The following is a 12,423-nucleotide window of genomic DNA, read 5'->3' as shown; positions in this document are numbered from 1 at the left end:
CGGAAAGGACGGCGGCGCCTGGTGGGGTGCGGGATTCTACCGAGGCCACCCCGGCCACAAGCCGGAACCGCCCTCGCGCGCCGAGTTACTGAACCGGACCCGCGCCTGCCGCCCGCGGGGGGTGTTCCCTGGCGGCTGTCGTATCGAGGACCCGATGTTCCAGCCATCCCCTAGTGAAGAACAGGCGCGCGTCAACGCATGGCTGCGCAGCCTCGGAGCCAAGACCGGGCTCACCCTTCAGCTCGATGACTCGGGCCTGTGCGCCGTCGGCCACGACTGCGGGCTCGATTGCGCGATCGAGGTCCCCGACGGCCACGGCATGGTGTACCTGCGCGTTCCGGTGCTCCCCTGGCCTTCGGGGGGCCAGCCGCATGTGCTGGCCGAGCACTGCCTGGAGGCGAGCTTCCTGGGCATGCAGACCGGCGGCGCCTGCTTCGCGGTCGACCGGCAGGACGCTGAACTGGTGTTGTGGACCTCGCGGCCGCTCACCGCCCTCGACGAGAACAGCTTCCTCGCCTGGGTGCTGGCGCTGCTGGAGACGGCGGCGGAATGGAAGCAAAAACTGGACGAGGTGTATCGCACCGCCGACGTCCACCTGCAGGAAACCGAAGCGCTCGACAAAGGGTTTGCCTGACATGCACAACGTCAACGCTTATTCCCGGCCTGCTCAATCGGCCGGGCCCCCCAGTCTCAAAGTCGCCGCGACGGCCGGCGACTTGAGCCGGCTGCGCGCCCCGCAGCGCAGCTGGGCCGCCCGCTTCTTCGGGCTGTTCACCCGACGCCCCAGCACCCCGCCCGACGTTCGTCGGCTGGGGCAGAGCGATTTGGTGACCGGGCCCCGGGTTGGCGCTGGCGCCGCTCCTGCGAAGTTCGCGTGGGTGGCATCGGTGGCTCGCGGGCTGTCGACGCAGCTGCTGGCGCGCAAGGTCGAGGAGCTGTCGGAGGGCAAGGCCGACGAGCTGCAACCTTACCTGCAGCAACAAGGGGCCGAGCAGATCAAGCTTCAATTGGCACGGGAGCTCAAGCCGACCTGTGGATGGTTTCGCAAGAGCACGAAAGCGCGCGAGAAGGCCGAGGTCGTTTTCACGGCGATGACGAAGGGCCTGGCCACCGCGCAGCAGCGCCCGGAAGTGCAAGCCGCGCTCGTGCGACAGCAGCGGGCGCGCACGGTGGCCGAGCAGGTCGCAACCCTGGAAGGCCATCTCGGTGCGCTGGAGCAGAGCCGGTCGCCCCTGGTCGAGCGGGCGCGCGAGCTGAACCGCATTTCGCAGGAACTCGCGCAGCTCGCCGGGGGCGGTGATCGTCCCTTGCTCGCCAGCCTGCAAGGTCGCATCGAGTTGCAGCGTGGCGTTCAGCAGCGGGAGCTGATCGAGGGCATGGGCGCCCAGGTCAAGGAGCTTGCCGGCAAGCCCGTCGGCGAAGCACTGGCCGACGCGCCTGCCTTGCAGGCGCAGCTGGTCCAGTCCCGAGAGGCGGCCGCGGTCATGGGCGCCCTGCCGGAGGGCCAGCAAGTTCAGGTGGACAAGCTGCTGGAACGGATGCAAGGGCTGGTCGATACCGTGGAAGACGCCGGGCCGTTGCTGGACCGGTACGACGCCATCCGGGGTATCGACGCGCGGAACGAGGAGACCCAGCCATGCAAGCCGCTGGCCGACCACTTGCGCGCCGGCTCGGTCGAGACTTATCGCACCACGCAAGGCAAGGTCGACCAGATCTGCGCCAGGGCACACCCCGAAGACCACGAAGCCGTCCTGGCCAAGCTCGGCGACGGCATCCAGGACGGGCGCGGCGGCGTGGCATTCGGGCTGATCGACGACGTGGTGCAGGGCAAGCCCGAGGCCGTCGACAAGATCTTCGGTTTCGAACAGTGGGACGAACTGGTGCTGTCGCTCAAGCTGGGCGGACTCGACCAGCAGCAGGAAAAAGAGCTGCAGAAGGCCGGTGTCGACCCGGCCCGGCAGCAGGACATCGGGGACGCCTTCGCCGCCCGCCGCTTCAGCATGGAGACCACGCACAGCCGCGAGGTGGTGAACACCGAAATCAACCGCCTGCTGCGCGCGCACGACCCGGCCCGGCAGGGTGACCTGGTGGGCGACAAAGGCCAGGCACCCGGCGCGTCCACGTGGTCCATCGATCAGCTCAAGAAGCTGGGCGGCGGCTTGGACAAGGAAGTCGACCTGCTGCTCACGCACTGGATCTACCTGTCCGCCCTCGATCCCGCCAGCCAGGCCATCAACGACAAGAAGGTCGACGAGCTGCTCAGGCACTTCAACAAAGGCAGGTCGACACCGGTCGATCTCTCGGCAGCGAAGGAGCAGTACCGCCAGGGTCATGTGTCCTCGGCCTCGGTCAAGCAATCGAAGCAACTGATCTGCGACGTGGCGGACCGCCTGGCCAAGGCTTCAGCGCTGGCCCAGGCCAGCCAACTGCACGATCCATCGGTGCAGGCCAGGGGCCTGGTCGAGCGGTTGAAGACCCAGCTCACGGACGGTGCGCAGGCCCAGGGGAAGTCAGACCAGGAGCTCCTGGCTGAAAAGGTGGAGCAGTGCAAGGACGAATGGCGCGCCGCCGGCGGGCCGGGCTACCTGAAGCTGGCCACGTTGACCATGACGCGAGATGCGCTATTCGCCCACCTGGCGAGCACCGGGTGGAAGCTCCAGAGAGACAAGAGCGGCAATCTGCCGAACCTCGCTTCGGCCCCTGACCAGGCACCGATGGTCGATCGGCTGGTGGAGTACGGCAAGACGACGCGAGCGCTCCAGGCGGCGCTTGTCGACTCCAGCGTGTCGGCAAAAGCCAAGAAGCAGATCGTCGCCAAGTACACCGGCGAACTGGCGGACTTGCGCGCCCAATTGAAGGGGTTCGACGTCACCTCTCGCACCATGGGTGCGGTCGACGAGGAGCCCAGTCATTCGCAGCTCACCAGCGCCGGCATGCTGGGCCAGCTCGAGGAGTTGGCCACGCTGCAGAACGTCTGCGTCAACGTGCAGGGGACTCGGCAGCTCGTGGACAAGACGCCGAACCCCCGGGCCGCCGAGCTCCAGGACATGGTGGAGGGCGCCAGCCGGGTTGCCATCCTGGAGGAGGCGCTCGATGCGCACGCCCGCGGCGAGCCGGCGACCCGGGCCGGCGTGATGAAGCGCCTGAAAGAGTTCGGCCTCACCTTGCACGATCCGCATCCGCACATCCGCGACCTGGTGCGCGACGTCTGGCGCAAGGTGAATGCACAGGATTTCGATCTGGCCAAGCTCACCCAGCGCTTCGACCCGCTGAGATCGGGCTCCAAGGGGCTGTTGCGGCCCTCGCTTCCAGGGGCGCCTGTCACTTCGCAAACGACGCCCAAGGTCCCGGCGCAGCCCGATGCCTTGACCGGCGCGCAAAAGCGCCGCCTGCGCAACATGGAAGCGGTCGAGCAGCGCTTCAAGAGCCTGGAGCCGGGGCAGTCATTCGAGGTGCGCTTCGGCCACGAAGGCGAGTTGTCCGTCTCCAATCCGCTGGTGATCGGCGTCTCCCAGGAGACGCAGCTCAGCGCCCGCACCGCCGACGCGGTGCGCGTGGTGCGCACGGCGCAGGGTTACGAGGTGCAGGTGACGCAGGAGCGCTCCGGCTCGCTGGCGGCGAGCGTGTCCTTCCTCGGGATCCTGACCTTGGGCGGCAAGCGCAGCGAAGGCACGGCAAGCGGCTTCCGGGCCACTTGTGAAGACCCGGAAGCGGCGCAGCGCTTGGTGAAGGCGCTGGTGGGGCAAGAGCCCATGGATGCGGCCACCGGGGACAAGCTGAAGTTCCACACGCTGGACTCACGCAGCAGCGACACCCAGGCCACGGTGCGGGCCAGGCTGTCCATCGACGTGACGGACGACCTGTCGCTGGCCTCGGTCGAAGGCGAACTGCTCAAGGCCAGGGGCGAGGTTCGCACTTCCAGCCGTTCGGGCCTGACCGAGGTCGAACGCTGGAACCGGCAACACCGGCGAATCGCCAGCGGCAGCGCGTCGGCCCTGGGCGGCAAGTTCAGCAAGGAAGCCGAAATGGGGCAGGACCTGTCGGTCACGCGCAGCTTCGTCCGGCGTGCGGGCCTGTTGCGTGAGGGTTCCGGCTTCGAGGTCCAGGCGCGGGTGGTGGGCGGCGATGTGCGCACAAGCCTTTGCGCCGTGATGCCGCACCTGCTGAAGCCCGAGGCTTCGTCGGAGCTGGCGCAGTACGTCGAAAGTGTCGAGTCGGCCCTGGGCGCCATGGGCTCCCGCGACAGCGGTCTGCAGGTTCGCCTGGAATGCGCAATGACCCGCCGGGCGATGAACAAGGCCAACGACTGGTACCGCAACGCGCAGGAGCACTTGAAGGTGGCGGGGCACCGGTCTGGCATCGAACGCGCGGCGGCCCTGCGGTCGGCCCGCGAGGCGCTGGCCCAGGCCGACCAGATCGCGCGGGATCCGGCCAGCTATGTCTTCAAGGCATTCGACGTGGTGGTCGATTCCACGGCCAAGGCCGCCAAGGGCGCAGGCCGGAAGTCTTTCGCTGAAGTAGCTGGATCGCAGGCCACCGGGGTTGCGGTGCCCGGGGCCGGTGAGGGCCAAGGCACGTTGGACCCGGCGTACGCCCGCCTGCTGGGTTCTGGATCGATGGCGTAGTCCCGCTGCCAGGAGCGAATAGGTGGGCGCTTACGGCTTCTCGCCGGAATTGCTGCCGTACACGTAGGCGTTCTGCCGCACCCGCGCCTCGCTCCACTCCTGCTGCTGGTCGCGGTCCACACGCTTGTCCCACCAGATGGCGCGCCCCGCACGCTGCTGGGCCTCCAGGTCGGGCTTTTCGGTCTTGAGCTGCTCGATGAACTGGGTGACCTCCGACTGGTAGTCGGGGCGGCGGAAAAGGCGGAGCAACTTGGACATAGACTGGGGCGGTGTCGAACCCGAAGATTCTATCGGCGCGCCCCAGCCGCACCCGGCTGGGCTGCGCCCTGGTCCTGAGTGCCGTCCTGGTGCTGTCCGGCTGTGACCAGCAGCGCATTTCCGAACTGCGGGAGGGCGTGGCCACCGAGGCCGACGTGCGGGCTCGCTTCGGAGACCCCGAAGCCGTGTGGGACGCCCCCGGCGGCGGCCGCACGCTCGAATACAACCGCAACCCGGCCGGCCACTACAACTACATGATCACCATCGGCCCGGACGGCCGCATGAGTGCCTTGCGCCAGGTTCTGCAGCCGGCCACCTTCGAGAAGATCCAGCCCGGCATGACCATGGAGCAGGTGCGGCGCACGCTGGGCAAGCCGGCCATGCAGGAAAACTTTCCCCGGCGCAACGAAGCCGCGTGGTCGTGGCGATGGATGAAGCCGCCCAACACCTCCAGCCTGTTCACCGTCTGGTTCGACCGCGATTGGCGCGTCGTGCGCAGCGAGGTGCGGCCCGACCCCGAGACCGAGGTGCGCTAATCCGCCCTAGGCGGTCACCTCGTCCGACGCCACTCCTCGGTCCAGTTCGCGGTCGAAGCCGGCTCGTTCGATCACCTCGCGCGGTTGCGGCTGCAGGTTCTCCAGCCGCAGCGTGCCGCCGCGTGCCAGCACCGCCCGGTGCAGCTGGCGCAAGGCGTCCAGTCCGGTGGCGTCCAGGTGCACCAGGTGCAGGGCGTCGATCAGCACCTGCGGCTGCTCCGGCCCGGCCTCCACCGCCTGCATGCCGCCGTCGAGCTTGGCGGCGGCGCCGAAGAACAGGGAGCCATACAGCCGCAGTCGGATGGCGCCGTAGGCCTGCGTGACCTCGACCGAAAACAGCGTGTTCATGCGCCAGATGAAGAGCACGCAGGCGGCCACCAGCCCCACCTGCAGGGCCACGGTCAGGTCGAAGACCACGGTGAGCGTGAAGGTGCCCAGCATCAGCACGCGGTAGTGCGTGCTGTGGTGGTGCAGGCGGGCGAATTCGCGCCACTCGCCCATGTTCCAGGCCACGAAGAGCAGGATGCCCGCCAGCACCGCCAGCGGCACGTGCAGCGCCAGCGGCGCCAGCAGCAGCACGATGAGCGCCAGCACCGCCGAATGGGTGATGCCCGCCACCGGCGAGGTGGCGCCCGCCCGTACGTTGGTCACGGTGCGGGCGATGGTGCCGGTGGCCGGCATGCCGCCGAGGAAGGGCACCACCAGGTTGGCCAGGCCCTGCGCCATCAGCTCCTGGTTGGGGTCGTGCCGTGGCAGCCGGCTGACCTGGTCGGCCACCCGGGCGCACAGCAGCGACTCGATCGCGCCCAGCAGCGCGATGGTGAGCGTGGGCGTCACCAGCTGCTTCACCGTCTCCCACGAGAACGCCGGCAGTTCGAACCGGGGCAGGCCCTGCGGAATGCCGCCGAAACGCGAGCCGATGGTCTCCACCGGCAGCGCGAGCGCCCAGGACAGGAAGGTGAGGCTGACCAGGGCGATCACCGGGCCCGGCAGCCGGGCATTGACCAGAGCGGCGCTGCGCACCAGGGGCAGCTGAAGCACCGGCTGCAGGGGTGACTGGCCGCCCCAGAGCCGGGGCCAGATGGCCAGGCCGGCGACACAGGCCAGCCCCAGGGCGAACGCATAGGGGCTGAAACTGTGCAGGTTCTGCGCGATCAGGAGGACCTGGCCGAAGAAGTCGGCCGGCATGCGTGCGATGTCCAGGCCCAGCCAGTCCTTGAGCTGCGACAGCGCGATCAGCACGGCGATGCCGTTGGTGAAGCCCACCACGATGCTGACCGGCACATAGCGCACCAGCCCCCCCAGGCGCAGCAGCCCCAGCGCGAACAGCAGCACGCCGGCGCAGGCGGTGGCGATGAGCAGGTTGGCCAGCCCGTAGCGCTCGACGATGCCGTAGACGATGACGATGAAAGCGCCGGCCGGGCCTGCGATCTGGACGTTGGAGCCGCCGAACAAGGCGACGATCAGGCCGGCGACGATGGCCGTCCACAAGCCGGCCTCGGGCTTGAGCCCCGAGGCGATGGCGAAGGCCATGGCCAGGGGCAGGGCGACGATGGCGACCGTGGCGCCGGCCCCCAGGTCGTGCTGCAGGCGTGCCGCGCTGTAGCCACGCGTCGCGTCCAGCAAGCGCGGGCGGAAGCGGGCGAGGGGCAGCATGGCCGTCGGATCGTCAGTCGTCTCCGCCCGGCACCACCATGCCCACCGCCGCCCCGGCGGCGCGCCCGGTGAGCTTCACCGCCCCCACGGTGGTGCCCACCGCCAGCGATGCGCCGGTCGCCGCGACCGATGCCGCCGCGCCCGCCACGGTGATCACGGCGCAGCCCGGCAGGAGGAGGGCGCCGGCAAGGGCGAGCGAGGTGATCAGCTGCAGGCGCGAGGTACGCATGGAAGGGTCGGGCGGGGATGACGCGGCCATTGTAGGCAGCCGAGCCTGCCCCCCGCGGGTTTCAGCGCGCGCCGGGATCGCAGCGTCCCCGCACATAGGCGGCCAGCGTGCGCAGCAGCTGGGACAGGTCGCGTTGCAGCCGGTCGAAGCCGGCATGGCGCTCGCGGGTGCCCTCGTCCATGTAAACGGGCCGGCGGATCTCCACCTGCAGGCTGTGGCGGTTGCGCGCGGGCTGGCCGATGTGCGCAATGAGTTGCACGCCCTTGTACGGGTCGTTGCGGGCCACGGTGTAGCCCAGCGAGCGCAGCTCGTATTCCACCAGGTCGACGAAGGTCCGCTCGCAGGTGGTGCCGTCGCGATCGCCGAGCACGAAATCGGCCAGCGGGTGCGGGCTGGCGATGCCCAGCCGCCGGTAGGCGTCGTCGGGCATGGAGTGCAGGTTGAGGTGCCAGACGCCGCCGAAGCGCTGCGCGGACGACTCGATCGCCTTCGACAACGCTGCGTGGTAGGGCAGGTAGCACTGCTGGATGCGCCGGCGCACCCGTTCGGGCGCCAGCGGCCGGTCATAGATCGGCACGCCGGCGGCGACGTTGCGCCAGATGAGGCCGTAGCCCAGCCGGGTCTTCTCCCCCGGCGCGAGCGGGGCGTCCCACGGGCCGTCCAGCAGCTCGGGGTCGAGGTCCTCGAGCGTGCGGTTGACGTCGATGTAGGTCCGGGGAAAGCGCGCCGCCAGCAGCGTGGCGCCGACATCGGGCGCGGCCTGCCACAGTGCGTCCACGTGCGTGTCCTCGCCGCGGCGCAGCAGCGGCATGGGCACCACGTGGCCGAAGTCCTCCGGGTAATGGGTGCCGCTGTGCGGCGAATCGCACACCAGCGCGACGGGCTCGCCGTGCGGCAGGTACAGGTCGAAGGGTTGCATCTCAGTGCTCCACCGCGGAACCGGCCTGGCCGGGCCGCTGGTGGCGCCCCTTGAGGGGAGGCGCCGAAGGCGCTTCGGGGTGGACCTTCACATCAGTCGAGGCTGATCCTGGCCACCTCGGCCACGCGCTGGTAGCGGTCCATCGCCTGCTGGATCTGCTTGCCGAAGTCGGCCGGAGTGCCCGGGATCAGGGTCGCGCCGGACTCGTCCATCTTGCGCACGAACTCGGGGTTCTTCATGGCCTTGTGGATCGCCGAATTGAGCTTGGCGACGATCTCCGGCAGCGTGCCCGCGGGCGCGACCACGCCGAACCAGCCGCCGTTGCCCATCTGCGGAAAGCCCAGTTCACCGTAGGTGGGCACGTCCGGCAGGGACGGCGAGCGCTTGTCGGCCAGCACGGCCAGCGGGCGCAGCTTGCCGGCCTTGATGTGCGGCAGGGCCGAGGGCAGGTTGTCGGTGATCGCGTCGACCTGGCCGGCCACCGCGTCGTTCATGGCTTGCCCGGCGCCCTTGTACGGGATGTGCAGCAGCTCCATGCCCGCCAGGTGCATGAAGTGCTCGATGTTGGCGTGACCGAGCGAACCGGTGCCCGGCGAGGCGAAGCTGAACTTGCGCGGCTGCGCCTTGGCCTGGGCGATGAAGGCCTTCATGTCCGCGGCCGTGACCTTGGGGTTCACCGCGAACACGCTGGGCGTGGTCGCCACGTTGGTCACCGGGGCGAAGTCCTTGATCGGGTGGTACTTGAGCTTGGGGCCGTACACGGCGGGGTTGCTGCCGTGCGTGCTCACCGTCGCCATGCCCAGGGTGTAGCCGTCGGGCCGCGACTTGGCGACGAACTCCATGCCGAGCGATCCACCGGCGCCGGCCTTGTTCTCGACCACGATGGACTGGCCCAGCTCACGGCCCGCGAACTCGGCGACCAGCCGCGCCGCCAGGTCGGTCGAGCCGCCGGGAGCGAAAGGCACGACCAGCTTGATCGGCCGGTCGGGGAAGGACTGGGCGCCGGCGGCGCCCACGAAGGCCAGGGCCGCGGCGGCGGCCACGGTCTTGAGGAAGTGGCGGGTATTCATGCGAAGGGCTCGTCTTGAAGAGGTGGGCGCAGCCTAGGGCGCGCAGGGGCCGGTGCCAAACGACTTTTCGGTGCCAGGTGATGACATGGTGTAATCGCCCGCCGTGCGCATCCGCAGCCCCTCCCTGGTCGAACTCCATGCCTTTTTGGCGGTGGCGCGCTGCGGCAGTTTCCGCAGCGCGGCCGACGCGCTGGCGGTCACCCAGGCCGCCGTGTCGCGGGCCGTGCAGCGGCTGGAGGCGCAACTCGGCTTCGAGGTGTTCGCCCGCACGGGCGGCGGGGTGCGCCTGACCCCGCAGGGCGAAGACCTGCGTGCGCGCACCGAGCGGCACGTCACCGCGCTCGAAGCCGCGGCCCTGGCCGTGCGGCGCCAGCCGGAACGCCTGCGCCTGCGGCTGTCGGTCGCCCCCAGCATCGGCCACTTGTGGCTGCTGCCGCGGCTGGAGGGGTTCCGCGCGCTCCATCCCGAGGTGGCCATCGAGTTCCGCCAATACCACCACGAAGAAACCTTCGAGCGCGACGACGTCGACCTGTGGATCGCCCTGAAGGCACGGGCGCAGCAGCGTTGGCCGCGGCAGATCGCGGCGGACTACCTGATCGGGCGCGAGATCGTCGCCGTCTGCGCGCCTCGGCGCGCCGCCCGCATCCACGGCGCGGCGCAGTTGCTGGAGCAGCCGCTGCTGTACCACTCCAACTACCCCGACAACTGGTCGCTCTGGGCCCAGGCGGTGGGCGCGAGCCTGCCAGCCGGCTGGCACGGAACGGGCTTCGACCTGGTGATGAACCTGGTGGAGGCGGTGCGGGCCGACATGGGCGTGGCGGTGGTGCAGCGTTGCATGGTGGAAGCCGACCTGGCCAGCGGCCGACTGGTCACGCCGGTGCCGCAGGCGGCATCGACCGGCCGGGGTTACTACCTGTGCCGGCGCCGCGCGGTGGCGGCGCACCCGGCCGGGGAACGGTTCGCGCAGTGGCTGCGGCAGGAGGCCGGCGCGGGGCGCTGACGGTCTTCAGTGGATCCGCATGCCGGGTTGCGCGCCCGGCCACGGTTCGAGGATGTAGATCCCCGGCTGCGACTTTTCGTCCGCGTGGCTGGCGGCCAGCACCATGCCCTCGCTCACGCCGAACTTCATCTTGCGCGGCGCCAGGTTGGCCACCACCACGGTGAGCTTGCCCACCAGCTGCTCGGGCTGGTAGGCCGAGGCGATGCCGGAGAACACGTTGCGGGTGCGCCCCTCGCCCAGGTCGAGCGTGAGGCGCAGCAGCTTGGTCGAGCCCTCCACCGCCTCGCAGGCGGCGATGCGCGCGATGCGCAGGTCGACCTTGGCGAAGTCGTCGATGCCGATGCCGGCGGCGATCGGCTCGCCGCCCGGGTCGGCCACCACGGGAGCTTCCTGCGCAGGCGGCTCGAACAGCGCGTCGAGCTGCTTGACGTCCACCCGCTGCATCAGGTGCTTGTACTCCCCCACCTGATGGCCGTCGCCCAGAGGCTGGGCCGCGTTGTCGAAGGACAGCGGGTCGCAGCGCAGGAAGGCCTCGGCCTGGCGGGCCAGTTCGGGTAGCACCGGCTTGAGGCAGGCGGTGAGCACCTTGAAATGCTCGATGCACTCGGAGCAGATCACGGCCGCTTCCGCGCCCTTGCCCTCCTTCACCAGCTTCCACGGCGCGGCCGTGTCGAAGCGCAGGTTGACCTCGTCGGCGAAGGCCATGATTTCGCGCAGGGCCTTGCCGTACTCGCGCGACTCGTACAACTGCTTGACCGATTCGACCAGGCGGGTGGGGTCGAGGTCGCCCGAGTCGTTGCCGACCAGCCGCCCCTCGGGGAGGAACTTCACGGCGCGGCTGGCGATGTTCACGTACTTGCCCACCAAATCGGCGTTCACCCGCGCGACGAAGTCGTCGGGGTTGAAGTCGACGTCCTCCACCCGGCCGTTGAGCTTGGCCGCGATGTAGTAGCGCAGCCACTCGGGGTTCATGCCCAGCGACAGGTACTTGAGCGGGTCGATGCCCGTGCCCCGGCTCTTGCTCATCTTCTCGCCGCTGACGGTGATGAAGCCATGCACGTTCACCTGGGTGGGCGTCTTGCGGCCGCTGAACTGCAGCATGGCCGGCCAGAACAGGGTGTGGAAGTACACGATGTCCTTGCCGATGAAGTGCACCTGTTCCACCGCCGGGTCGGCCATGAACTGTTCGAAGCTGGCGTCGGTGCGCGAGGCCTCGTGCCAGTGCTGGCGTGCCTGGCCCTTGTCGAAGTGGTTCTTCAGGCTGGCGAGGTAGCCCACCGGCGCGTCCAGCCAGACGTAGAAGTATTTGCCCGGCGCGTCGGGGATCTCGATGCCGAAATAGGGCGACTCGCGGCTGATGTCCCAGTCGGCCAGGCCCGCTTCGAACCACTCGCCGGCCTTCCTGGCCATCTCCGGCTGAAGCCGGCCGGGCTCTTGCGTCCAGCGGCGCAGGAAGTCGACCACCTGGGGGTCGGACAGGCGGAAGAAGAAATGCTCGGAGCTGCGCAGCTCGGGCGTGGCGCCGGTGAGGGTGGAATAGGGCGCGATCAGGTCGGTGGGCGCGTAGACGCTGCTGCACACCTCGCAGCTGTCGCCGTACTGGTCCTTGGCGTGGCAGTTGGGGCACTCGCCCTTGATGTACCGGTCGGGCAGGAACATGCCCTTCACCGGGTCGTAGAACTGCTCGATGGTGCGGGTGGCGATCATCCCGTTGGCCTTGAGCTGCCGGTAGATTGCCTGGGCCAGTTCGGTGTTCTCGGCGCTGTCGGTCGAGTGCCAGTTGTCGAAGCGCACATGGAAGCCGTCCAGGTAGGCCTGGCGGCCCGCCGCGATCTCGGCCACGAATTGCTGCGGCGTCTTGCCCGCCTTCTCGGCGGCGATCATGATCGGCGCGCCGTGCGCGTCGTCGGCGCCGACGAACTGCACCATGTGCCCGCGCATCCGCTGGAACCGCACCCAGATGTCGGCCTGGATGTATTCCATGATGTGGCCGATGTGGAACTTGCCGTTGGCGTAGGGCAGGGCGGTGGTTACGAAGAGCTTGCGCTGGGTCATGTGGGGAGTCCTGCGGGGAACCCGGGATTCTAGAGTCCGGGTCGCGGGGAGCGGCCGGTCGCGCGGGGTCGCACC

General features: G+C 69.3%; 10 protein-coding genes. 4 read left to right on the top strand and 6 right to left on the bottom strand.

Going from position 1 to position 12,423, the window contains the following annotated elements; translation table 11 throughout:
• Nucleotides 1-154 precede the first annotated feature (154 nt).
• Together JI739_RS07205 and JI739_RS07200 are read left to right on the top strand one after the other, a co-directional pair.
• Nucleotides 155-634 carry a type III secretion system chaperone gene (locus JI739_RS07205; RefSeq protein WP_201683120.1) on the top strand — a complete coding sequence of 160 codons (480 nt, stop codon included), beginning with the start codon at nt 155-157 and terminating at the stop codon, nt 632-634.
• Between the two features lies 1 nt (nt 635).
• A complete protein-coding gene (locus JI739_RS07200) occupies nt 636-4,625 on the top strand; it encodes a hypothetical protein (RefSeq protein WP_201683119.1) in 3,990 nt (1,329 codons plus the stop codon).
• 30 nt (nt 4,626-4,655) lie between these two features.
• Here JI739_RS07200 and JI739_RS07195 read toward each other — a convergent pair whose 3' ends face one another.
• Nucleotides 4,656-4,883 (bottom strand): DUF3460 family protein, encoded by a 228-nt coding sequence (locus JI739_RS07195; protein ID WP_201683118.1) that lies wholly within the window; start codon nt 4,881-4,883, stop codon nt 4,656-4,658.
• Between the two features lie 11 nt (nt 4,884-4,894).
• Between JI739_RS07195 and bamE the strand changes: the two genes are divergently transcribed.
• The gene (bamE, locus tag JI739_RS07190) at nt 4,895-5,419 is read left to right on the top strand and encodes an outer membrane protein assembly factor BamE domain-containing protein (protein WP_435531590.1); all 525 of its coding nucleotides are present in this window, start codon (nt 4,895-4,897) and stop codon (nt 5,417-5,419) included.
• Nucleotides 5,420-5,425: 6 nt separating this feature from the next.
• On the opposite strand, the gene JI739_RS07185 is transcribed toward bamE, so the two are convergent.
• The 4 genes from JI739_RS07185 to JI739_RS07170 form a co-directional block, all read right to left on the bottom strand.
• Nucleotides 5,426-7,075, bottom strand: a complete 1,650-nt coding sequence (locus JI739_RS07185) for a SulP family inorganic anion transporter (RefSeq protein WP_201683117.1) — start codon at nt 7,073-7,075, stop codon at nt 5,426-5,428.
• A gap of 13 nt (nt 7,076-7,088) precedes the next feature.
• Entirely contained in the window at nt 7,089-7,304 is a 216-nt protein-coding gene (locus JI739_RS07180; protein WP_201683116.1) for a hypothetical protein, read from the bottom strand.
• 61 nt (nt 7,305-7,365) lie between these two features.
• Nucleotides 7,366-8,223 carry an N-formylglutamate amidohydrolase gene (locus JI739_RS07175; protein ID WP_201683115.1) on the bottom strand — a complete coding sequence of 286 codons (858 nt, stop codon included), beginning with the start codon at nt 8,221-8,223 and terminating at the stop codon, nt 7,366-7,368.
• A gap of 92 nt (nt 8,224-8,315) precedes the next feature.
• Entirely contained in the window at nt 8,316-9,293 is a 978-nt protein-coding gene (locus JI739_RS07170) for a tripartite tricarboxylate transporter substrate binding protein BugE (protein WP_201683114.1), read from the bottom strand.
• 103 nt (nt 9,294-9,396) lie between these two features.
• On the opposite strand from JI739_RS07170, the gene JI739_RS07165 reads away from it, so the two are divergent.
• On the top strand, nt 9,397-10,293 hold the full coding sequence (locus JI739_RS07165) for a LysR substrate-binding domain-containing protein (RefSeq protein ID WP_201683113.1): 897 nt from the start codon (nt 9,397-9,399) through the stop codon (nt 10,291-10,293).
• Between the two features lie 6 nt (nt 10,294-10,299).
• Here JI739_RS07165 and metG read toward each other — a convergent pair whose 3' ends face one another.
• Nucleotides 10,300-12,348, bottom strand: coding sequence for a methionine--tRNA ligase (gene metG, locus JI739_RS07160; RefSeq protein ID WP_201683112.1), 2,049 nt, complete (start codon nt 12,346-12,348; stop codon nt 10,300-10,302).
• Nucleotides 12,349-12,423 lie beyond the last annotated feature (75 nt).

It is taken from the genome of Ramlibacter aurantiacus (genome assembly GCF_016722895.1).
Lineage (GTDB): Bacteria > Pseudomonadota > Gammaproteobacteria > Burkholderiales > Burkholderiaceae_C > Ramlibacter > Ramlibacter aurantiacus.
The sequence above is the reverse complement of the archived record's forward strand: the minus strand, read 5'-3'. Positions and strand labels throughout refer to the sequence as shown.

Coding starts and splice junctions, on each gene's coding strand:
- JI739_RS07205 (WP_201683120.1), top strand. CDS start 155: ATGTTCCAGCCATCCCCTAGTGAAGAACAGGCGCGCGTCAACGCATGG.
- JI739_RS07200 (WP_201683119.1), top strand. CDS start 636: ATGCACAACGTCAACGCTTATTCCCGGCCTGCTCAATCGGCCGGGCCC.
- JI739_RS07195 (WP_201683118.1), bottom strand. CDS start 4,883: ATGTCCAAGTTGCTCCGCCTTTTCCGCCGCCCCGACTACCAGTCGGAG.
- JI739_RS07185 (WP_201683117.1), bottom strand. CDS start 7,075: ATGCTGCCCCTCGCCCGCTTCCGCCCGCGCTTGCTGGACGCGACGCGT.
- JI739_RS07180 (WP_201683116.1), bottom strand. CDS start 7,304: ATGCGTACCTCGCGCCTGCAGCTGATCACCTCGCTCGCCCTTGCCGGC.
- JI739_RS07175 (WP_201683115.1), bottom strand. CDS start 8,223: ATGCAACCCTTCGACCTGTACCTGCCGCACGGCGAGCCCGTCGCGCTG.
- JI739_RS07170 (WP_201683114.1), bottom strand. CDS start 9,293: ATGAATACCCGCCACTTCCTCAAGACCGTGGCCGCCGCCGCGGCCCTG.
- metG (WP_201683112.1), bottom strand. CDS start 12,348: ATGACCCAGCGCAAGCTCTTCGTAACCACCGCCCTGCCCTACGCCAAC.